This is a genomic window from Methylacidimicrobium cyclopophantes (genome assembly GCF_902143385.2).
Lineage (GTDB): Bacteria > Verrucomicrobiota > Verrucomicrobiia > Methylacidiphilales > Methylacidiphilaceae > Methylacidimicrobium > Methylacidimicrobium cyclopophantes.
This window is the reverse complement of record NZ_CABFUZ020000090.1, coordinates 1-21,258: the sequence shown is the minus strand read 5'-3', so window position 1 is coordinate 21,258 and position 21,258 is coordinate 1. Positions and strand designations below refer to the sequence as shown.

The following is a 21,258-nucleotide window of genomic DNA, read 5'->3' as shown; positions in this document are numbered from 1 at the left end:
CGCAATGAGCGAGCGAGCTCATGCGGCGGCGAGGAGACCGGAAGTGACCCGGTATGCGGAAGAGACAGCCGTTTGAATCAGCGGGCTCGGTCCGGCCGTGAAACAAAAGGCGATGCCCTCTTCCAGGTTGAGCCTCACGATCCGTTCGAGTAAGGCCTGGAGAAGAATGGGAGGCAATCCCTCCAGCGGTCGCTCCAGCAGAAGAAGTTGAGGCCTGCGCGCCAGAGCACAGGCGAGCGCAAGCCAGCGCTGCTCGACCTCGGAAAGCTTTCCTGCTTCGAGGGGGAGATGCTCCTCCAGCGGCAGGAAGCGAAAGAGCCAGGTGGGAAGCGAGGAGCCGGCGGAGCGAAGAAGATTGCTTTCCACGGAGCTTGCCGCATGGAAATTCTTCTCGGTAGAAAGCAAGGAGAGCCCATGGTCTCGAGCCCAACCGAGAGGAAATTGGCCGAGATCGCGCTCCTGAAAGAAGACGCGACCGGTTTCCGGACGGCGTTCGCCTGCAAGCGTCTCCAATATGGCCCGTTCGAGTATCGGCGGCGCGTCTTCCGCCGTCGCAAGAATCGCCACCAAGCCCGAGGGGCGGACGGTAAAACTCGGTATGCGGATCGGCGGAAGCGGCGGGAAGGAGAGCCGGAGACCCTCCGCGCGAAGTAAGGGAGGAGGGGTTCCCTCAGCTCCTGCGGGATCTCCGGTGATTGCCATGGTTGCGACTCTTTTCTTCGGCTCTCTTTTTGGGAAAACGCGGAGAAAACGGGTTCCAAGGAAGAGAAGTCGAGAAAAACGCTTTTGACGCCGATGGCTTCCCCGCGCAAGATCATTTCCTTATGAACAAGACGGCGCCGCCCCCGGGAAAGGTGAATTTACGAACCCCGGAAGTCATGAGCCTCGTTCAGGCAGAGGTGGAGAGGCATTACCGGAGTCCACTGGTGGAATATCTTCAGGGGACCGGAGGATGTCTCTCCGCCGGGGGACTCACGGTGCGCCTCGCAAAGGCATTCGGATTCTGCTACGGGGTCGAGCGGGCGATCGATTTGGCCTATGCGACCACCAAGGTGTTTCGCGGTCGACGGATTTTCCTCTTGGGGGAGATCATCCATAACCCTGAGGTAAATGATCAGTTGACGGCGCTCGGGATCCAACGCCTTCAAGAACATGAGGGAGAATCGGACTTAGACAACCTCCACGCTTCGGATGTGGTGATCGTTCCCGCTTTCGGCGCGCAGGTGAAGACGATGGCCCGGATCGCTCAGATCGGTTGCCAAATCGTCGATACCACTTGCGGAGACGTGATGACGGTATGGAAGCGGGTTCGGCAGTATCGCCGGGAGGGGGTGACCTCCATCATACACGGGAAAGCATGGCATGAGGAGACCAAGGCGACCGCCTCTCGCGCCGTCGGGGAGGACGGCAGCGGCCATTACCTGGTCGTGTACGACTTGGCCGAGACCGACGTGGTTTGCGAGTACATCCGCAGAGGAGGAAACAAGGAGGAGTTCCTTCGCAAATTTCAAGGGGCGATGTCTCCCGCTTTCGACCCGGATATCCATTTGCAGTTCGTCGGAGTCGCCAATCAGACGACGATGATGCGGGGAGAGACCGAAGAGGTGCAGCGGCGGATCCGCCGGGCGATCGCCGATCGGTATGGATCGGAAAAGCTTCCGGAGCATTTTCGCTTTTTCGATACCATTTGCGGAGCGACGCAGGAGCGGCAGGACGCGCTCCGGGAGATGCTGGATCGGCAGAAGCTCGATCTCCTGATCGTGGTTGGCGGTTACAATAGCAGCAACACGAGCCATTTGGCGGAAATGGGCGAAAGCCGGCTGCCTACCTATTTTCTCAAGAACGCGGAGAAAATTATCTCGAACGCCCAAATTCAACATTGGGATTTGCACAAGGGATGCGAAGTGATCACGGACCATTGGCTCCCCGAAGAGAATGTGGAAATCGGGATCACGGCGGGCGCTTCTTGCCCCAACAACTTGATTGAGGAAACGATTCGGCGCCTTTATGAATTGCGCGAGGTAAACGTGGCGGCCATGCTTCCGCTGCATAGGGACTAAGGGCGGTTTGCGATAGTGCCGAAAGCGAACGAAAGGGGCTCCATGGGCATGGTCGTAACGGTGGAAGAAGTGCCGGAACACGGCGATCGCGTCGTCTTCGTACGGAAGGGCGGGTTCGGCAAGGAGGAAGTCCCTCAGGAGGAATTCGATGGGGAGAAGCTCGCGACCCTGATTTGGCGGGAGAAGCGGAGACGAATCGTCTACGTCGGTCTCGGAGATGGATCCGTTACGGCGGATCTTCTCCGGAAGGCGGCAGGAACGGGCGTCAAGCTTCTCCGGAAGTTGGGCGGAGAGGAGATCCATCTCGATTGCACCGCCTATCCCGAATTCGCGGGCTTTGCCGCAGAAGGGGCTTTGCTGGCTTCGTATCGGTTTGAAGATTTTCGGATGCCGGACGCTCGGAAGAAATCGGCTCTCCGGACGATCACGGTGGCGGTCGGCAAAGGACGAATCGACCAATACCGTCGGGAGGTTGAGCGCTCGGAGATCCTGGCGGAGGCGGTCAATTATGTTCGGCAGCTTGGGAACCAACCCGCCAATGTCGTTACGCCCGCTGTTTTGGCCGATAGGGCCCTCGAGCTCGCCGGCGAATGCCATCTCCAATGCAATGCGATGGGCCCGAAGGAGCTCGAAGAGGGAGGATTCGGCGGAATTCTGGCGGTCGGAAGGGGATCCGAAAATTCGCCGAGATTGATCGTCTTGGAGCATCGGCCGACCGATGCCAAGCCGATCGTCATCGTCGGGAAAGCCGTTACCTTCGACTCGGGAGGAATTTCGATTAAGCCCGGCGAGCACATGGACGAGATGAAGTTCGATAAGATGGGAGGCTGTGCCGTCTTGGGGATCCTGCGTGCGGCAAGCCGCCTCGGATTATCCGTGCCGATCGTCGGTGTCATAGCCAGCGCCGAGAACATGCCAAGCGCTCGTGCCTATCGTCCGGGAGATTTGATCCGCAGCTACGGAGGGAAGACGATCGAGGTGCTCAATACCGATGCCGAAGGACGGATCCTCCTTGCGGATGCCGTCGGGTATGCGGTGGAGCGCTACGCGCCCCGCCTACTTTTTGATCTCGCGACTTTGACAGGTGCTTGCATTGTCGCCTTGGGCCGCCATCGGGCCGGGGTCTTTACACCGGACCTAGGGCTCCGGGATCAACTCTGGCATCTCGGGGAACTCGCGGGAGAGCCCGTCTGGCCTTTGCCGCTGGGAGAAGAGTTCGAGGACGCGATCCGAAGTGATGTGGCGCTGGTGAAAAATGTCTCCGGTACCCGAGAGGGAGGGGGATCGGTGGGAGCAGCTTTTATCCGCCACTGGATCGGAGACACCCCTTGGGTTCACCTGGACATCGCAGGGCCGGCTTGGACCAACCGGGAGCTTCCTTACCTGGAAAAGGGGGTGACCGGATTCGGCGTGCGGTTGCTGACGCGGTATCTTTTGTCCCTGGTGGCGCAAGAGAAAAATGCATGAAGTGTCGGTGGACCGGCCTCAGATATTCTCTCTGCTTTCTCTGTTTTGCTGCGTGCTCCCCTCTGCTCGCGACGTCGGCGAGCTCCGTGCAGACGACTCGATCGGGAGTCCATACCTGGATCGTAGGACCGGCGAAGATTGAGAGGGCGTATGACGCGCTGCCCTGCGCGGACGGCGGACTTTGGCTGATCGCATCGCCCATGCGACAAAAAGCCAACGAGACGCCCTCCGCCGTGCTGAGTCGATGGGCGGCCGGCGGAAAGCCCCTTTGGGAAAGGCAGATCGTCGGTTCCGTGCCGATCGATATCCGATTTCATCTCGTCTCCGAGCCCGCGGGAGAGGTCGTCGTTGCCGGCCAATCCGGCGGCGCTTTCCGGATGTGGCGGTTTTCTCCCGAAGGCGAGCTCCTTTGGGGGCAGCAGTTAGCGGCTGATCCGGCGAATCCCGGCGAGGTCGTAGCTCCGGACGGAAATGGAGGTCTTTACGTTGCTTTGCGACAGCCTCCGCGCGGTGGAGGGCGTCCCGATCGGCCGGAACTGCTCGAAGGAGTAACTCGAATCTTTCAGTATTCCGAGAAGGGGGTTCTTCTTCGGAGCTATGCGCTCGAGGCCGTTCCGGAAACGCGCCAGCCCGGCTCAGGGTGGCTGCCGTCGGGCTCTTCCGGGATCCAAAATCCCGTCTCGATCTCGGCCGTCGCCGGTGGAGGGATCGCGGTCGTGGGCTATTTTGCCGGAATGTCGGGCGACCAAGAGGGCCCAACCCAGGGCCCATCCAGGGAGCGGCTCGATTACGGATGGCTTTCGTCCGGAGGAGGGGGGATGCCGCAGGTGAAGATTTTCGTGGATCGCTGGGACGAATCCGGGCGGCGGCTCTGGACACGGCTCTTCGGGAGGATGTGGAACAACCTGGCCTTCGCCGTGGCAAGTTCAGAAAAGGGAGAGATTGCCGTCGCGGGAAGCAGCGTGTGGGGAGCTTGCCCGGACGATCGTTCGCTCCGGCCAAGCGGACTTCGGCTTTTCGTGGCCGTGTACGGGAATCAAGCCTCTCTTCGCTGGTGCCGGGAAGTGGAAAAGAACCTTTCCATTGGGCCGATGGCTCTCTCTTATCAGGTCGATGGCGGCCTCCTGCTTTTGGGAGAAGCCAAGGGGCCTTTGCTTTCGACGGCGCCGCTCTCCCAGGGCGGAAGGGTCTTCCTCGCCAAATTGGATGGTGAGGGCCGGCTCCGGTGGAAGTGGCAGGTCGGAGAGGGGATGAGCCGCCCCTTCCCTCACATCGCAATCGGTCCGGGAAACCGCCCGGCTGTAGCGTGGGCGACCGCAGCCTTGGGAAGCCGATATCGATCGCAAGAAGGAGAGACGGTTTCCGTCGGACTTCTTCCCATGGGGCTGCCGTGAGGTTTTGTTGGGGCGGGGAAATCGCTCGGACGAAGGGAATGCCCGGGATCGCTTCGTGAGCTCGGTTTTCTTCCGCCGCGCGGCTACAAGAATGCGATTGACGGCTTCCGTCTACCGGCCCACGATCTAATTCCTCCTGTCGCGAAGAAAATCGTGTTTCGCAATGGGACGAACTTGGCTTTCAGCGCGTTTCTTTTGGGAGAGTTCTTTCATCCATGATTCAGCATCGAGTGACGATTCCGATTCAGAGCAAGGGGAATGTGGGCAAGTCGACGGATGCAATCGCCCGCCTCGGGTGGATGTCCGCACGAGGTTTGTCGTGGCAAGCTTTCGACTTGGACGTAGACAACCGGACCCTGTCGAAGGCCGTGCCGGGCGTTCGTACCGTCGAGCTTTCCGAAGAGCCGGAGACCGATCTCATCCGTCTCTTTCGCAGCGTGGCCGAGGCGCCTCTTACGTTGATCGATCCACGGGCGCACCTTTCGCGCATTCTTCTCCGATCCTTGGAAGCCGTCCATTTTTTCCAGTACGGCAGCAAGGAGCCCGATACTCGGGTGACGATTCTCTTTTTTCCTATGGACGATCTTGCCGTCATGGACGAGATCGCGGAGGTCGTGGAACGAGTCGGGAACCGAGCGGACTACGTCGTTGTCCGAAACCGCGCGCGAATTCCACGGATTCGCATGTATGAAGGAAGCGAGCTCGAGAAAGAGCTCCTTGCCCTTGGAGCCGCTACCCTCGAGTTGCCGACGTTGCTTTCCGATACCAGGGATGCCTTGGCCGCTCTTGAGATCGGATTGCAGCGATCGATCTCCCCGGTGCAGGCGGTCGTCGATCCCGACGTCAAACTTGACCTGATCCACCGGGTGATCCTGGAAGACTGGCTGCGCCTCCTTTTTGGCCGATATGAGCGTGCTGCGCACCATCTCTTAGCCGAAGAAGACGCGGAGAAGGTCGCACGCAGCGCCTCTTCGCTGCCCGATTCGGAAAGAGAAAGAACCGGGGGGCGACGAGGCGGGAAAGTGAATCTGCAGAATCTCTTATGAGCTATCCGGAGGCAGGGAGCGATTCAGAGGATCCCCATCGGTATTGGAAGGCTGCGATCTCCCATCTGCCGCCGGAGAAGCAGAACGCGGCCTGGGAATGGTACCGCGCCCGCTCCGAGCCGTCTCAGGCTTTCGATAGCCTGAGCGGACTGCTGCTTCTGCTCGAGGCAAACGCCGCCTACCTGGAGCGGGTCCCTCGTGCCGTCCAAGAGCTTTTGGAAGGCGCCTCAAACAGGTCCGACGGGAGCATGCCCAGTCGTGCCGACTTGGAGCAGTTCCTTGGTTATTTCCACCACTACACGACGCAGTTGCAGGATCTCTTAGGCTCCGCTCCCCGGCAATGGCAGGAGGGGTTGCAGCGGGAAGGCAAGCAGCTCGCGGCTCTCGTTTCTCAGATTACGGAGCAGAGTCACCACTGCGCCACGCAGTTGCAGGATCTCTTAGGCTCCGCTCCTCAGCAATGGCAGGAGGGGTTGCAGCGGGAAGGCAAGCAGCTCGCAGCTCTCGTTTCTCAGATCACGGAGCAGGGCCGGGTCTTGCAGAAGCGGCTCAACGTGCTTCGCCTGTGGGCCGTGGGCTTGCTCCTGGCGATCGGCTTTTTTGCGGGATGCTCCGCTATCTTGCTGTTGCGCCTTCTCATGCCGAAGTTTTTCGGTGTTTGAAGGAGGTATGGTTGATCGCGCTCCCGCCGGGAGCGGGGGAACGCCGGCCCCTGTGCCTTCGGTTCAAATATCAAAGGAGAGCGCTCGATTGGCTGCCAAACGGAGTTGCTCTTCCCTCTCCACGAGATCCGAAAGGCTCGTTCGGTCGACTACCTCGCAAATCTTCGCTCTGATTTCCCGCATGATCACCCGTATCGTACAAGTTTCTTCGTTCGGACAGTCGTCGCAAGGCGCATAGGCAGTCGGGCTGACACAACGAACCGGAGCAATCGGCCCGTCCATCAGTCGGATGATCTGCCCGACCATGACCTTGTCCGCCGATTCAGCGAGTTGATACCCTCCGCCCTTGCCGCGACGGCTTTCCAGGATCCCCTTATTCTTGAGCTCGAGCAGGATCGCTTCCAAAAACTTTTTAGGAATCCGTTCCTTTTCAGCGATTTCTCCGATGAGGACAGCGCCGGTTCCTCGGACTCGTGCCAGGTAGATCAGTGCGCGCAACGCATATTTGCTTCTTCGAGTAAGAACCATTGCTCCTTCTAGATTATCGGGGAAAACTCGGCGGAGACAAACTCCAAACCGTCTCTGGAAGAGGGAAGGTGTCTTGGTTAATGGAGAAACGCTTCGATTTCCTCCAGAGTTTGGCGTTGGTAATCCTTTGGGATCGTGAATAGTTCGGCCGGGGGCTCTTTCCACTGCTCGAGAATCAGCCGCAATTTCCCTTCTCCCCCGTCGTTTTTTTTCCACGACATCTCCAGGGGGACGCCGGCGTCTTCCGGAAGGGAGAGCCAGATCGCCAAGGCGGATTCGGGCCAAGCTTCTCTTGCTAAAAGAAAATAGAAAATCTGAGAAAACATTTTTATCTGCTGCGCCGTGGCCATCAAAAACGCACGATGGGCTTCTCCGCGAATGCTGGTGAGGATGCTCGCCTCTTCTCCTCTTTCGTCATGGCCTATCCATCGAGATTCCGGCCCGGGGACCCGAATCCAGGAGAAGCGGGCGAGGTCGTGGAAGACCGTGGCGCGAGAAGAGGACGGAGGGCTCGATGAATCGAACGGAGCCAAGGTCGGATCTTCTTGGAATGGATCGGATCGGAGGCGCCATCGGTTCTCTCGGCTGTGTTTTACATTGGCTTGGATGGTTGGCCAGTCGAAAGACCAGAAATGAGCATCCAGATGCTCCAATCCAAGAAAAGATTGGAGATCCACGTTGTAGATGAGCGAAAAGAGCATCGCCGGCTGATCGATGCGGATATAGGGGCCCCGTCGTAGCAGCGACAAGCGGGCTTCGTTGCGTCCCTCTTTCCAAAGAAAATCTAGCCGAAAGCCGTCCGCTGCCGTCGCACAGAAGCTAGTCGCGAAAAGAAAAAGAGAGCAGAGATGAAAGGATCGGTAGCTCCGCCAGAATTTCATTGCCCGGAGTGCGTCCGCCTCTGCCCGAGCAGAGCCGTTCCGATACGGACCATCGTGCTCCCTTCCTCCACGGCGATCCTATAGTCGTGGCTCATTCCCATCGAGAGAATGGGAAGGGAGATACCAGTTCTCTCTTGAATCCCGTCTCGTAACATCCGCAGTCCCGCAAAAACGGGCCGCGAGGTTTCCGGGTTATCGGCAAACGGCGCGATCGTGAAGAAGCCGTGCAGTTCCAATCCCGGAAGCATGTTCACCTCGAGCGTGAGCGCTTCGGCAGAGGCCGGAGGAATGCCGAATTTGCTCGCTTCCGCAGAAATGTTCACCTGGATCAGCACGGAGATCGTCCGCCCCAGGGACGTTGCTCCCTGGGAGAGCGCTTGCGCCAACGCAAGCGAATCGATCGATTGCACCCAATCGAAGAGGTGGAGGGCCGCATGCACCTTGTTTTTTTGCAAATGGCCGATGAAGTGCCAAATCCCCTTCGAGCCCAACATCTGGCGTTTGGCGGCGGCTTCTTGGACTCGGTTCTCGCCGACGTCCCGAATTCCCAGAGCGAAAAGTTCGGCCAGAACCTCGGGAGGATGGGATTTGGTCGCCGCAACGAGCCGAATCGCGCTCGATTCCCTCCCGCTTTTCCGGGCGGCGGCCGCAATCCGCTGCTGAATGGCCATCAGTCGCTCTTGCAATATTGATTCCTCAAACGGATTCATGAAATTGACAGAGTATTAGTTTTGTTTAAGACTCATTCATGCAATTGGAGACCTTAAAGGTCTTTCGCGATCTTGTCGATTCCCGCAGCTTCAGCAAAGCCGCGCAGTCCAATTCCATTTCGCAATCGGCGGTCAGCCAGCAAATCCGCGGATTGGAAGAACGCTTCCGGCTGCCGCTCCTGGAAAGAGGCGGGGGGCGGCGCATCGGCCTCACTCCCGAGGGAGCGTTGGTTTACCAGACCGCGAAAGAAATCGTCGCCCTCTACCAGGCATTGCAAAATCGAATCGCGGAAGTCCGAAATACGATTTCCGGCACAATTCGGGTTTCAACGATTTACAGCGTAGGCCTTTATGAATTGCCGCCGTATTTGAAGAAGTTTCTTCGCGCATATCCCGAAGTAAACGTTCGAGTGGAGTACCGACATTCGCGACAGGTGTACGAAGATGTGGCCGACGGGACTTGCGATCTAGGCATCGTCGCATTCCCCACGGTCCGCAAGGGGATGAAGGCTTTGTCGTTCCGGAAAGACCGCCTCATTTTCATCTGCCATCCGCAGCATCCCTTGGCAAAGAGAAAAGAAGTGGGATTGGAAGAAGTAGCCCGGCAGGGATTTGTCGGTTTTACCTCGGATATGCCGACGCGCAAGGGGATCGATCAGCTTTTTCGGGATCGCAATCTCGAAATCCGGCCGGTGATGGAGTTCGACAACATTGAGACGGTGAAGCGAGCGGTAGAAATCGACATTGGGGTGTCGATCGTCCCGGCCGCGACGGTGGCGCAAGAGCTTCTCAACGGATCGCTTGCAGCGGTGGAAATTGCCGGCGAACCTTGCTATCGGCCGATTTCCCTGCTCTGCAAAACAGGCAGAGTTCTTTCGCCCGCCGTCAAGCGATTCCTCGAGTCGCTCCAAGAAGAGCAGTCTGAAGGGGGGACGGATGCCGAGACGGCGAGGGCCGTGGGGGAATAGGCTTAGGGCGCCAGGGTCCTGCATGCGCAGGCGAGAGTGTGGTGATGCGCGCTCGCCTTTTCGATCCGCCGAAAAGCTGTCGAAGAAGGCCCAAAGCGATTTTTGGACGATCGTTTAGGGCAGCTTCGTCGTGGGATAGAGGTTCGAATAAAGGACGCCGCAACCCGACGCCATTCCGGCGGGAGTACCGGTCGGGCGATCCTAGGCGCGTATCGGAGAACCCGGAGAACCGGAGCGGTGGATAGCGCCGCGACTGGTTTCTCGGGATCTTCGGTGCGATCTTGGCCGGTTCCGCAGTCGCTCCGTCCGGTTGGAGGAATGAAGCCGCTCGCCGAATGCGAAGATTCCGGACTTGCCTTTGCCTTCAAAAGGACAAAGAAAAAAGGGAAAGGAGGTCGAATGTCAAATTTGGAGACCCGTTACCTTGGCTTGGCCCTCCGCTCTCCCTTGGTTGCCTCTTCTTCTCCCTTGACCGGTTCGCTGACCAAGGTCCAGGAGATGGAGGCTGCGGGAATCGGCGCGGTGGTGCTGCCCTCTCTCTTCGAAGAGCAGCTCCTCAAGGAGGAAGTGGCGAGCCATTCTTATCAGGATTACGGCGGGACCCTGGAAGCCTTTCCCAAGTTGGAAGAGTTTCGCTTCAGCGCGAGGGCCTATCTCGACCATATCCGAGCTCTGAAAGCCTCGGTGGGGATCCCGGTGATTGCCAGCTTGAATGGAGCGTCTCCCGGATGGTGGACACGGTACGCGAAGGTGATCGAAGAAGCGGGTGCGGATGCACTGGAGCTGAACATCTATGCCGTGCCGACCGATCCCGACAAACCCGGGTCTGAAATCGAAATGGAAACGCTCGACATCGTACGGTTGGTCCGTGCCCAAATCGGGATTCCCCTGGCTGTCAAATTGAGTCCGTTTTATACGAACTTTGCCCATATGGCGAAGCGCTTGCATGCGGCAGGAGCCAATGGAGCGGTGCTGTTTAATCGATTCTACCAACCCGACATCGATGCGGAACGCTTAACGCTGCAGAGCGGGCTTCTGCCCGGCTCTTCTCGGGATACTCGGATTCCGCTCACCTGGATAGGGATCCTCTACGGTCGTGTGGCGCTCGATCTGGCAGCGACGGGAGGGGTGATGGAAACGGAGGATGTGCTCAAGGTCATCCTTGCTGGGGCTCATGCCGCAATGTTGTGTTCATCGCTTCTTGAGCGAGGGATCGCTCATGTCCGCGTTCTGCGTGAGGGAATGGGGCAATGGATGGAACGTCACGGGTACGACGCGATCGACCAATGGCGAGGGCTCTTGAGCCAAAAAAACTGCTCCGATCCGGAAAATTTCGAGCGGGCGCAGTACGTCGCCGCGGTCAGCTCGGGCGGAATTTGAGCGCCGTAACTCTTTCGTTTTGCTTCGGGCTCCTAGGGGAAACGAATTGCCTTTTGCTAGCTTGCGAACAGAGAAGGCAGGGGGGCCGGAGGTACGGCGAGGCTGGTCGGATAGGTAAATTCGAGATAGGTCGGATGACGTAGACCCGCTTCATAAAATTCCAAGAGCCGCATACCTTCGTTTGGCTTGAGAAGGTCGCTCTTGATGGCGGAGTCGATCTGCGCCTTGAAGGCGCGTTGAAGAGCGTGGGTTTCGTATTGGACCGAAGCCAGCGCTTCCGCAATCGAGAGGGCGGGAATGGTTTCCTCGATATAGAAACCTTGCGGTTCGTCGGCGTCGAGGAAGACATGTGCTTCGTTGACCCGGCCGAGCAGGTTGTGCAGGTCTCCCATGATATCCTGGTAGGCGCCGATCAGGAAAATCCCGACGAGGTAGGGCTTGCCCGTGAAATCGTGGAGAGGAAGCGTGCTCTGGACCGCGTCGTCTCCGTCGATGAAGGTCGAGATTTTGCCATCGGAATCACAAGTGATGTCCGCGAGGATCGCTCGGCGCGTGGGCGGCCGATGGAGCTCGTGGATGGGGACGATCGGGAAGACTTGGCCAAGACCCCAGTAGTCGATCAGGGACTGAAATACGGAAAAGTTGCAGAGAAATTGATCGCAGAGCGAGTTGCCGAGCTTGCGAATCTCTTCCGGAATCTGCTTCGTTCCTTCGTAGAGCGAGAGGACCTCTTTGCTGATCTCCCAGTAGAGCGTTTCCACGTGCGCTTTCGTGTGGAGATCCAGGAGGCCCAAGTCGAACATGGAGAGCGCATCTTCCTTGATTTGGAGCGCGTCATGGTAATGCTCCAGGCGGTTTCTGCGGTTCGAGAGCTGTTTTTTTACGTCAAGCAGCTCTCGGACGAGCTTGTGGGGCTCCATTTGCTTCGCAGCGGTGAGCGGAGTTCTCTCTTTTTCGATGGACCCGAAGGCGTCTACGACGAGAACCGAGTGGTGCGCGGCGACGGCGCGCCCGCTTTCGGTGATCAGGCAAGGATGAGGAACTTTCTCCTCGTCGCAAATTTCCGCAACGTTGTAGACGACGTCGCGCGCATATTCTTGCAGGGTATAGTTGATGCTCGAATCGGTCGAACGGCTTCCATCATAATCGACTCCCAGGCCGCCGCCGACGTCGAGGTAGGCGACCGGAAATCCTAATTGGCGGAGTCGGGCGTAGTAGCGGGTGGCCTCGCGCACGGCACGTTTGATGGTTATGATGTCGGGGATCTGCGAGCCGATGTGGAAATGGACGAGTTGCAGGCAGCGTTCCATCCCGTATTGGCGCAAGCGCTCCGTTACCTCGAGGAGCTCCGGCGTCGACAAGCCGAACTTGGCACTTTCGCCGCTCGAGAGCGCCCATCGTCCCCGTCCTTTGGCGGAAAGCCGAACGCGTACTCCGAGCAGAGGGTCTGCTCCCAACCTGCGTGCGGCCTCTACGGTGACGTCGAGCTCCGTAGGCTTTTCCATGACGAGGAAGATCTTCTTATTGAGCTTTCTGCCGAGCAGCGCCGTTTCCACGAAGACGCTATCCTTGAATCCGTTGCAGACGATGAGCCCTTCCGGGTCTCGATGGAGGGCGAGTGCGGCGAAGAGCTCCGGCTTGCTCCCGACTTCCAGGCCGTGATGGTAAGGAGCACCCGCATCGAGCACCTCTTCCACGACTTCTTGGAGCTGGTTTACCTTGATGGGGAAAACGCCGCGGAAGCGCTCCCGGTAGCCGGCTTCCTCGATCGCTTCGAGAAATGCGCGGTTCAGGCTCTCGACGCGATGGCGAAGGAGGTCTTGGAAGCGGAGGAGAAGCGGGAATTGGAGCTTGCGTTCTCGCGCCATTTCGACGACTTCGAGCAGGTCGATCTCTGGGCCATGATCCTGCAACGGGCGAACGGTCATATGGCCGGCTGCATTGGCGGAAAAGTATCCCGCTCCCCATCGGGGAATTTGATAGGTCTGCAGGGCTTGCTGGACGCTCCACGAAGTTTTCGCGCTCATCGGTCCCCTATATAAAAAGCGCCTTCGGCTCTTCGCAATCTCCGGGAAAGGGAAATTTCCTATTTCCGGATCAAGGCGATTCGCGGCAGCTTGCGCGGCAGCGGGATTATGGTACGAGAGAGGTGTGAAGAATGATCTCGTCTCCGTCGAGGTCGTGGGAATCCTGCCGACCGGACCTCAGGGGTTCGCCGTCTTCCTGGGCAATGAAGAGAAGGTGTTCGTCATCAACGTCGATAGCTACGTGGGGCGGGCCATCATGATGGCGCTGCGGGGGGAGCGAAACGAGCGCCCCCTGACCCACGAGCTGATCGGATTGATTTTCGAAGGGTTTTCGATCGCTATCGATCGAGTGATAATCAACGACTTGCGAAACAACACCTACTTTGCACGACTTCTTTTGCATGCGGAAAGCGAGGTGCATAAGAAGATGATCGAGATCGACGCCCGTCCGAGCGATTGTCTTACCCTCGCCTTGCAAGCCAAACGGCCGATCCTGGTCTCCCGCGAAGTCTGGGACGAAGTGGAAGATATGAGCGAATTACTCGAAAAAATGCGCGAAGCCCAACGCAAACAGCAAGAGCCGCCCGAGGAGCCGCTCTTCGGCGGAGAGGCGAAATAGGCTCTTTTATCTGTTGTCTGCGTCTCTCCGCCTGGACGAGACGAGGAATGTGCCGAGGAAGAGAAAAACGATCAGTGCGATGGTATAGGCGGTCGGGACGGCGATCCAGGGCTTGAGGCACAGCTCCGCGCCCATCAGCGCCAAGAGCCAGGGGATGGCTTGGTTGAGCCAGTGGAGCCGGTCGGCCGCACGTTGCACAATCGGATAGAGAGACCGAAGGCCCATGACGGCGCAGAGGCCGGCGGGAAAGACGACCGTGGGGTCGAGCGTGATCGCAAATGCCGCCGGGATGGAATCCAGGGCGAAAAAGAGATCCGCGAGTTCGATGGACAGCAGAGCGAGGAGGCGCGGAGATGGCAGCGTCCTCCCGGACCGACGTATCAGCCAGCGGGAGGTCTCCGCGGCGTTCTCTGGTGCAAGAGAGGCGAGCTTGCGACCGACCGGGACCAGGGGTTCCGATTCCCGCTTTCGGGAAAGTCGAACCGCCGCGACAAAAAGGATGATGCCGAAAAGGGGGAAGCCCGCCTCAAACTTTTCGAGCAGACTCAAACCGACCCAAATGAAGAAGACGCGCAAGAGAATGGCGAAGACGACTCCCAGCGTAAGGAGCTGGGACTGGGTGACACCCCGGATGCCGAAGAGACGGAATGTCCCGTAAAAGGCGAAGAGGTTGTCGATACTCAACAGGTATTCGAGACCATAGATCGTACCAAAATCGAGGGCCGTGGAGAGCCCGCGCGCTTTCCAGAGATAGCCACCGTAGCTCAAGGAAAAGATCAGCCAGAGAACGGTCAGAAAAAGAGCCCGTCGGAGAGAAGCGTGAGCGAGGCTCCGTCCCCAGCCCGCATCGAAGAGCGCAAGCAGGACGAAGATGCCGAAGAAGGCAAAAAAGAAAGAACTCATCCGATCCGGGGAGGCCGGCTCCATTTGGAGCGAAGGTTCTACCGGCTCAAGGAAAAAGTAGAGGCGTCAGGGGAAACGGGAAGAATGCGGTTCATCGAAGATCCGGAGGAGATGCAAGCGGAGGGGCTTCGCCTGCGACGAGGGGGGGCTCTTCCGGCGTTGGTGCCGACCATGGGGGCTCTCCATCCCGGCCATCTCGCTCTGGTCCAAAGGGCGAAAGAGGAGGGAGCACCCGTGATCGTCAGCATCTATGTCAATCCCTTGCAGTTCGGGCCGCAAGAAGATTTCGCGGCTTACCCTCGGCAGGAGGAAGCGGACCGTCAAACTTGCGAAGCCGCGGGTGTGGATCTTCTCTTCTCTCCCCGGGAGCTCTATGCGGGCGATCATTCGACCTATGTCACGGAAGAGGCTCTTTCCTTTGGCCGGTGCGGACGAAGCCGGCCCGGTCATTTTCGGGGGGTCGCAACCGTGGTCGCGAAGCTCTTGAACTTGACCCAAGCGGCCGTGGCAGTCTTCGGGTGGAAGGATGCGCAGCAACTTTCCGTCATCCGCCGTATGATTCGGGATCTCGCCTTTCCCGTCCGGGTCGTGCCGGTGGAAATTCAGCGGGATCTTGACGGGCTGGCGTGGAGCTCGAGGAACCGGTATTTGTCGCCGGAACAGCGGAAGAGAGCCACCGCCTTCCCTCGCATTCTCGCGGAAGCAGCCCGCCGCCCGGATGGCCGTGCTTGGGCGACCGTCGAATTGAACAGAATGCCCGGCTTTCGCGTCGACTACGTGGAGGTGGCGGATGGCCGCTTGTGCGCGGCCGTTTGGATCGATAAAATCCGATTGATCGACAACTTCCCATGCGAATCCTGATTCAGGCCGTTGTTCTTGTGGGGATCGCCTTCCTGCCGTTGCGTGTCGGGCGGGCGGCAGGCTCTCCCGGATGGCATCCGGCGATCATCGGCGCTCGTGAGTATGTGCCGATCGAGGAGTTTTGCCGCTTTTACGGGCTATCGGCCTCGGAGCCCGCGCTCGGGGAGATCCATCTGTCGGGCGGTGCCGGAACGGTTGAAGGGAAACAAGGCAGCCCGTATGTGTATATCGATGGCATCCGTCACGCGCTCTCCTTTCCTCTGCTCGAGAAGGACGGACGGTGGTACGTTTCCCGAACCGACCTTTCCTGCCTCTTCGATCCGGTCTTCCGTCCGTGGCGGGTTCCGGTTCGGTCTTCCTTCCGCGGTGTGGTGATCGATCCCGGACACGGCGGCCATGACAAGGGTGCGAGAAGCCGCAACGGGCGGTACGAAAAGGAGTATGCTTTGGATACCGCTCGGCGTTTGGGAACGATTCTCCGGGCCAAGGGGATTCCCGTTGTCTTTACTCGGACGAGCGATCTCTTCGTTCCTTTGGAGGAGCGAGTCCGGATCGCGCAGGAGCATCCGGATTACGTCTTTGTGAGCCTCCATTACAATCAGTCGGAACCGAGCGGGCATGGAGTGGAAACTTATTGCCTTGCTCCCAGAGGTGCCCCTTCGAGCAACAACGGAATCTGGGTAAGGAGGGTCGACTATCTGCCTCTGCCGGGGAACGGAAACGACCTGCTCAATACACTGCTGGCTCACGACATCCATCTTGAGCTCGTTCGCCTTCGCCCCGACGATCCGGAAATGGATCGGGGTTTCCGACGGGCTCGATTCGTCGTGCTTCGGGACAACCCGCTACCAGGTGTTCTCGTGGAGGGAGGCTTTCTTTCCGATCCGGTCGATTCTGCATGGGTGGACCAACCGGGATATCGACAGCAGCTTGCGGCAGCCGTGGCACGCGGCTTGGAGCGCTTTTTCCAAGCGACCAACGGGAGGACTTCCCCATCCCATGCTCTTCGTGCTCTTCCTGCCGACTAGGCTGCGGAGCAGCGATAGCGCATCTCCTACGACCATTTCTCCCCTTGCGGGAACCTCGACCCATTCCGTTTTCTCCGCTACATTCCCCGAAAAGGAGGCGGTATGGCGCTCGCCGTGAGTCTGCGGAATTCGTTTTTAAACAAGCTGCTCGGGCGGATTGAGCGGCTCGGGCCGGCGGAGATCCAAAACTATCTACGGCGCTTAGCCCAGGAAAAGGGTTTTCTGGAAACGGTCTTTAATGCTCTCCAAGAGGGCATCTTGGTCGTGGATATTCGCGGGAAGGTGTTGTACGGGAACCAGAGCGCAGAGCGCCTTCTGGGAATCGATTGGAATGCGGCTCTGGGAAAATCGATTGCGCGCTATCTTCCCGATGTCGATTGGCCTTCGCTCTTCGTCTCCGGTCAGATCGTGAGTCGGGATCTGCAAATCAGCTATCCGGAGGTCCGCTATCTGAACTGTTCGGCTGTTCCTCTCGAAAAAGGACCGGAGGGGACGGAAGCGTTCGTGGTGATCATCTACGATATGACCGCCAATCGAGAAAAGACCTTGGAGATGATCGAGTCCGAAAAGCTCAACGCTCTCACCCTCCTTGCGGCCGGCGTGGCGCACGAGCTCGGGAATCCCCTCAACTCCCTCCAAATCCACACGGAGTTACTGCAAAGAGAGCTCGCCGGCAAGAAGACGCGGGCGGAGGTCGTCGATTCTCTCGCGGCCATTCGTTCCGAACTGCAGCGACTCGACGTGATCGTCAACCAGTTCCTCCGGGCGATCCGCCCCTCTCCGCCCAAGTTGGCTTGGGCGGCGTTGAACGAGATCGTGCGGGATGCCGTCGAGTTTCTTACTCCGCAAATGGAAAATCGGGATGTCCTGATCGAGATGGAGCTGGCCAAGGGCATGCCGATGGTGAGAGCAGATCGGGATCAACTCCGGCAGGCGTTTTTCAATGTGATGAAGAATGCACTCGAGGCGATGGACCGCGGAGGAATCCTCGAGGTTCGGACGGAACTTTCCGATAGCCATTTCCTGGTCGTCTTTCGAGACAACGGTTCGGGAATGTCGGCGACGGAGATGGGACGGGCTTTCGAGCCCTACTTCACTACCAAGCAGTCGGGCACCGGGCTCGGTCTTTTGGTGGTGCGGCGGATCGTGAGGGAGCACGGCGGGGAAATTCAGCTGGAAAGCCGGGAAGGGAAAGGGACCACCGTGCGCATCCTTTTGCCGCGGAGCGAGAGACGAGTCCGCCTTCTGCCGATGGGATCGGAGCAGATGGTTGGAGATGGGAAAGGCGAGGCGAAGTGCTGATGCATTCGATGCACGAACTTCCCGGACTGCTGATTGTCGACGATGAGCGCAACGCCCGCGAGGGTTTGCGGCGTGCCTTCTCGGAGGAGTTTGAAACATACACGGCGGAAGGGGTTGCCGCCGCCAAGAGCGTACTCGAGGACGAAGTGATCGATGTCGTCTTGCTCGATCTTCGGCTCGGTAAGGAATCGGGGCTCGATCTTTTGGAATTCTGTCGGAGCCTGCCGACCTCCCCCGTCTGCGTGATCATGACGGCCTACGGCTCGGTCGACAACGCCGTCGAGGCAATCAAGAGGGGGGCATACGACTACGTGACCAAGCCGCTCGACCTAGGAAAGCTTGAAATCGTTCTCCGACGGGCGGTTCGCTCCCGGCAGGTGGAGACGGAGAATCAAAATTTACGGGAGCAGCTCGGATGGAAATTCGGCCTGGATCGGATCATCGCAAAGTCGGCGGCGATGATCCCCATAGTCGAAAAAATCCGACAGGTCGCGGGAAGCCGTGCTACCGTGCTTTTGGAGGGGGAGAGCGGAACGGGGAAAGAGTTGGCCGCCCACGCGCTTCACCTGTTGAGCCCGCGCCATGGCTTTCCCTTCGTCGCAGTTCACTGTGCCGCCCTTTCTCCGCAACTGCTCGAAAGCGAGCTGTTTGGTCATGAGCGAGGGGCGTTCACCGGGGCCTTGGAGAAGCGGATCGGACGGTTCGAGGAAGCCCAGCGGGGTACCATTTTTCTCGACGAGATCGGAGAAATCGATGCGACCACGCAAGTGAAGCTCTTGCGGGTCCTCGGGGAACGAACGATCCAGCGGGTGGGAAGCAATAAAGGGATCCCTATCGATGTTCGGGTCATCGCCGCGACCAATCGCAATTTGGAAGAGATGGTGGCGGACGGGACATTTCGCGAAGACCTTTTCTTTCGGCTCAACGTCGTGCGCATCGTCTTACCCCCGCTGCGGGAACGGAAGGAGGATTTGCCTCTGCTCTTCCAGGCTTTCATCAGTGAGTTCGCGCGCGAAAACGGAAAAAGGGTCAGCGGTCTGACGAAAGAGGCGGAGAAGCTTCTCTGTCAGTATGACTGGCCCGGCAACGTGCGGGAGCTGCGCATGGCTCTGGAGCATGGGGTCGTCATGGCGCAAGGGTTGCTGATTACGCCGGAGGATCTTCCGGAACGGATTCGGGTGCCTTCCATCCTCCGTTCCGCCCGCGACATTCCTGCTCTGTCGATGACCCTGCGCGAGGCGGAAAAGCAGTGGATTCTCCGCGCTCTGCAAGCCTGTGGGGGGAATCGTAGCGAAGCGGCTCGGAAGCTCGGGATCAGCCGAAAGACGCTCCTGCGTAAGATAGCGGATCTGCCGCTCGAAGATCAGGCTCTTTGAGTCCCGATTCCGGGGAATGAGGCAAAAAGCTAGCAGCGGGAACCGACAATGGCTTTGATCGGCTGTTGATGCGTCGGCGTTTTCTTTTTAGCCCGGATGGTGTTGTGCGCTCCCTTCGCCTCGGCTACTGGAGAATCCGGTATGGGCGAGAATTCGAAAGAGGGGGTTGCGGGGGTCGGCCTGTCCGTCTCGTTCTGGTCATCGGGTGCGCCTTATTGTGGGCCGTCGGGGATTTCCAGCCTCTTTTCGGCTTCTCCGGGGAAGGGGGAGAAAGCGATCTTACGGCCTCTACGAATCCGACGGAAGAAGGGGAACGAAAGCGTCTGCTGCAGCTACTGGAAGAGCAGGGGATGGCGGTGAGCTCGTCCTCCCCGGCGGTGCGACTGGGAGGCTACGTGGATAGCGCCTTCGAAATGAATTTCATCAATGCTCCCTCCTTTAACCGGGTGCCGCGTTTCGTTGCTCCGACGGCCGGCGGAGGAAGCCGGCTCGCCCGAGGCTATCCGCTCTTGCCGATGCGGCTGGCGGATGACGGCATTCCGGGCGGGGGCTTTAACCTGAATCAGCTCAAGCTCTGGTCGGAGAAAGCACTTACCGCAGAAAATCGCTGGGATGCGGGCTTTCGCATGGACCTCATGCTCGCCCAGGATGCCGCCTTAGGGGTGCCCGACTTCCTGGCGGGAGCCGGCACTTCCACTTCGTCGGGCCTCGGCTTCAATACTAGCGAGGTCTTTCTGGAGCAGGCCTACGCCCAGTTTCAAATTCCCATCGGAGACCGAAAGCTCGAGGTTCATGTCGGGAAGTTCGCCGCCCCGATCGGCCTCGAAGTTCTGGAGCGGCCCGCCAACTTCAACATGACCTACGGTCTTTTCTTTAACAACGTCGAGCCCTTCGTGCTCGTGGGAACTCAGTTTCTTTTCCGTGTGGACGATCAGTGGACCGTCCGAGGAGGAATCACGGATGGAGGCTTCAATACGGGCCGGGGGGGCTACCCTTTCTTCGGTATGGTCGATAATTCGGTTAGCGGCCTATCGAACTTTTTGCTGACCTTCAACGTCGACTACATCTCTCCGGATAAGAGCTTCGTCTCCACCTACGGGATGTTGTACGGCCCTCACGGAACCAATCCTCCGGGCTTCGGAACTTCGCCCGGCATGGTCAACGGCATCTTTTACCCTGGAGCCTACGCGGCCGGGGATATCGTTTCCGGGCCCTACAACTCTCCCGGAACCTATATGGAGTTCAACGACTATGGGATCTGGACCCCTTCCTTCGTCTACCGCAAGCGGCTTCAGCTCGCATACGAACTGATCGGCGGCTTTTACAACAACGCCGTCGCCCCTGCGGGGATCACGGGCTTGGGGCCGGCTACGGAAACAGCCCTGGGAATCTTCCCGCTCTTTCCCTATTCCTTCGGCTACGGCGGTCCGACCAACTGGATGGGTGCAGCCCTTTACCAGATATATCGCTTCAATCCGCTGGTCAGCTTGGCGTTGCGGGAGCAGTGGTTGCAGGCTTCGTGGAATAGCTATCTGGAGGGGATGATCGCGCCGACGAACATTTACAGCACGACGATTACCCTCCGCTTCGACTTGGCGGATAACTTCATGGTGCGGATGGAATATCGCATGGATTGGGGAAACAACATGATGAACTACTACGCTCCCGCCGACGGCGTGCCTCCGGCCGAGGTCGGACTCAGCGGGAACGGCCTAGTGGGTTCTTCGAGCGGCCCCTTCTTTTTCGCGGGGTTGGAAGCCGTCTACACATTTTGAGCAACCCCGCCGAACGCGGGTAAGAACATGGCACGCCTTCTGCTTTCCGTAGGAGCGATCCGTCCGGTGTGTCCAATGGATCCGGCGGTCGATCTGGTTATCCGTGGGGAGGAACGATGGGGAGGATGAAAAGGAAAAGATACGGAAGGGTGATGGTTTTTGCGCTCTTAGGCGCCTGGATGGCCACTTCGGCTTTCGGCGCCGAGGAGTCGGCGAGTTCCGACGACACGACCGGCTCGAAGAAGAGCTCCCAGAGCGGGCAGATTCAGGA

General features: G+C 58.9%; 19 protein-coding genes. 13 read left to right on the top strand and 6 right to left on the bottom strand.

Translation table 11 applies throughout. The features are described 5' to 3' along the window. Nucleotides 1-18 precede the first annotated feature (18 nt). On the bottom strand, nt 19-702 hold the full coding sequence (locus FN369_RS03025) for an ATP-binding cassette domain-containing protein (protein ID WP_142524734.1): 684 nt from the start codon (nt 700-702) through the stop codon (nt 19-21). Nucleotides 703-824: 122 nt separating this feature from the next. Between FN369_RS03025 and FN369_RS03020 the strand changes: the two genes are divergently transcribed. The 5 genes from FN369_RS03020 to FN369_RS03000 all read left to right on the top strand — a co-directional run bounded on the left by FN369_RS03020 (nt 825) and on the right by FN369_RS03000 (nt 6,629). Next, nucleotides 825-2,060: a 4-hydroxy-3-methylbut-2-enyl diphosphate reductase gene (locus FN369_RS03020; RefSeq protein WP_142524733.1), complete on the top strand. Its 1,236-nt coding sequence runs from the start codon at nt 825-827 to the stop codon at nt 2,058-2,060. A gap of 42 nt (nt 2,061-2,102) precedes the next feature. Continuing rightward, nucleotides 2,103-3,527, top strand: a complete 1,425-nt coding sequence (locus tag FN369_RS03015; RefSeq protein ID WP_246189508.1) for a leucyl aminopeptidase — start codon at nt 2,103-2,105, stop codon at nt 3,525-3,527. Between the two features lie 86 nt (nt 3,528-3,613). Continuing rightward, nucleotides 3,614-4,921 (top strand): hypothetical protein, encoded by a 1,308-nt coding sequence (locus FN369_RS03010; RefSeq protein ID WP_142524732.1) that lies wholly within the window; start codon nt 3,614-3,616, stop codon nt 4,919-4,921. 215 nt (nt 4,922-5,136) lie between these two features. Continuing rightward, nucleotides 5,137-5,967, top strand: a complete 831-nt coding sequence (locus FN369_RS03005; RefSeq protein ID WP_142524731.1) for an ATPase — start codon at nt 5,137-5,139, stop codon at nt 5,965-5,967. Continuing rightward, nucleotides 5,964-6,629, top strand: coding sequence for a hypothetical protein (locus FN369_RS03000; protein WP_142524730.1), 666 nt, complete (start codon nt 5,964-5,966; stop codon nt 6,627-6,629). Before FN369_RS03005 ends, FN369_RS03000 begins: the two co-directional genes overlap by 4 nt. 63 nt (nt 6,630-6,692) lie before the next feature. Here the strand turns inward: FN369_RS03000 and FN369_RS02995 are convergent, their stop codons facing one another. The 3 genes from FN369_RS02995 to FN369_RS02985 form a co-directional block, all read right to left on the bottom strand. Next, complete coding sequence (locus FN369_RS02995; RefSeq protein ID WP_142524729.1) at nt 6,693-7,157, bottom strand: RrF2 family transcriptional regulator; 465 nt, start codon at nt 7,155-7,157, stop codon at nt 6,693-6,695. 77 nt (nt 7,158-7,234) lie between these two features. Further along, the gene (locus tag FN369_RS02990) at nt 7,235-8,038 is read right to left on the bottom strand and encodes a hypothetical protein (RefSeq protein ID WP_142524728.1); all 804 of its coding nucleotides are present in this window, start codon (nt 8,036-8,038) and stop codon (nt 7,235-7,237) included. Beyond that, nucleotides 8,035-8,748, bottom strand: coding sequence for a YggS family pyridoxal phosphate-dependent enzyme (locus FN369_RS02985; protein WP_142524727.1), 714 nt, complete (start codon nt 8,746-8,748; stop codon nt 8,035-8,037). Before FN369_RS02985 ends, FN369_RS02990 begins: the two co-directional genes overlap by 4 nt. Before the next feature lie 38 nt (nt 8,749-8,786). Here FN369_RS02985 and FN369_RS02980 point away from each other — a divergent pair, with 38 nt between their 5' ends. Both FN369_RS02980 and FN369_RS02975 read left to right on the top strand, forming a co-directional pair. Further along, a complete protein-coding gene (locus tag FN369_RS02980; protein ID WP_142524726.1) occupies nt 8,787-9,716 on the top strand; it encodes a LysR family transcriptional regulator in 930 nt (309 codons plus the stop codon). A gap of 399 nt (nt 9,717-10,115) precedes the next feature. Beyond that, a complete protein-coding gene (locus FN369_RS02975; RefSeq protein WP_246189507.1) occupies nt 10,116-11,096 on the top strand; it encodes a dihydroorotate dehydrogenase-like protein in 981 nt (326 codons plus the stop codon). 56 nt (nt 11,097-11,152) lie between these two features. Here FN369_RS02975 and speA read toward each other — a convergent pair whose 3' ends face one another. Further along, nucleotides 11,153-13,123: a biosynthetic arginine decarboxylase gene (gene speA, locus FN369_RS02970; protein WP_142524724.1), complete on the bottom strand. Its 1,971-nt coding sequence runs from the start codon at nt 13,121-13,123 to the stop codon at nt 11,153-11,155. 124 nt (nt 13,124-13,247) lie between these two features. On the opposite strand from speA, the gene FN369_RS02965 reads away from it, so the two are divergent. Next, on the top strand, nt 13,248-13,742 hold the full coding sequence (locus FN369_RS02965) for a bifunctional nuclease family protein (protein ID WP_142524723.1): 495 nt from the start codon (nt 13,248-13,250) through the stop codon (nt 13,740-13,742). Between the two features lie 6 nt (nt 13,743-13,748). Here the strand turns inward: FN369_RS02965 and FN369_RS02960 are convergent, their stop codons facing one another. Beyond that, nucleotides 13,749-14,645: a TerC family protein gene (locus FN369_RS02960; RefSeq protein ID WP_178087640.1), complete on the bottom strand. Its 897-nt coding sequence runs from the start codon at nt 14,643-14,645 to the stop codon at nt 13,749-13,751. A 24-nt stretch (nt 14,646-14,669) separates the two neighbouring features. On the opposite strand from FN369_RS02960, the gene panC reads away from it, so the two are divergent. The 5 genes from panC to FN369_RS02935 all read left to right on the top strand — a co-directional run bounded on the left by panC (nt 14,670) and on the right by FN369_RS02935 (nt 20,987). Beyond that, entirely contained in the window at nt 14,670-15,506 is an 837-nt protein-coding gene (gene panC / locus FN369_RS02955; RefSeq protein WP_342799707.1) for a pantoate--beta-alanine ligase, read from the top strand. Next, nucleotides 15,494-16,534 (top strand): N-acetylmuramoyl-L-alanine amidase family protein, encoded by a 1,041-nt coding sequence (locus tag FN369_RS02950; protein WP_142524720.1) that lies wholly within the window; start codon nt 15,494-15,496, stop codon nt 16,532-16,534. The genes panC and FN369_RS02950 overlap by 13 nt, the downstream gene beginning before the upstream one ends. Nucleotides 16,535-16,636: 102 nt before the next feature. After that, entirely contained in the window at nt 16,637-17,836 is a 1,200-nt protein-coding gene (locus tag FN369_RS02945) for a sensor histidine kinase (protein ID WP_142524719.1), read from the top strand. 8 nt (nt 17,837-17,844) lie between these two features. Beyond that, nucleotides 17,845-19,212, top strand: a complete 1,368-nt coding sequence (locus FN369_RS02940) for a sigma-54-dependent transcriptional regulator (RefSeq protein WP_142524718.1) — start codon at nt 17,845-17,847, stop codon at nt 19,210-19,212. Nucleotides 19,213-19,316: 104 nt separating this feature from the next. After that, nucleotides 19,317-20,987, top strand: coding sequence for an outer membrane beta-barrel protein (locus FN369_RS02935; protein ID WP_246189506.1), 1,671 nt, complete (start codon nt 19,317-19,319; stop codon nt 20,985-20,987). Nucleotides 20,988-21,258: the final 271 nt, after the last annotated feature.